Source organism: Paenibacillus medicaginis, from assembly GCF_042138635.1.
GTDB classification, from domain to species: Bacteria; Bacillota; Bacilli; order Paenibacillales; family Paenibacillaceae; genus Paenibacillus; species Paenibacillus medicaginis.
Window position 1 is genome coordinate 1 of record NZ_JBHIRY010000094.1, and the last position, 490, is coordinate 490.

Annotated in this window: 1 protein-coding gene; it reads right to left on the reverse strand. The window is 48.0% G+C overall.

The features are described 5' to 3' along the window. Positions 1 to 151: 151 nt before the first annotated feature. A partial coding sequence (locus tag ACE5LO_RS27795; RefSeq protein WP_375523141.1) for a zinc ribbon domain-containing protein occupies positions 152 to 490 on the reverse strand: 339 nt, incomplete at its 5' end.

Here is a 490-nt window from a genome sequence, read left to right on the forward strand (position 1 = left end):
AGCTTGTCTCTGCCTACTTCGTAGACAGTGCTTGCGCTTCGCACAAGCCTTTTAGACTTATTCCTAACCGGTAGTGCAAACGCACCTCGTGGTGCTCCTACCTTAGCGTGTTGGAACATCAGGACGGTTGACCTCGCCCCTACAATAAGAGTTATACTCCTGCTGTACCTGTACCGATGTACTCGATTCCTTTGCGGTACAGATTCATAGCACCAATTCGGTCATCGTTAGAGCGATAGTGACAGCTTTGGCATTCAAAGGTGTGCATCTTTTTGTTTCGATTGGCTCGTTCAACATGTCCGCATTTCGGGCAGGTTTGGGAAGTATATTTGGGATCTACTGCGATGACGCCCTGTCCGTTCAGTCGAGCCTTGTACTCCAACATCTCACGGAACTGGTGAAATGCCCAGGAAACCGACACATACCGATGGCGAACACATACTTTTTCCGTAGCGGAACGAACACCTTTTAAATTTTCGATCACAAACAA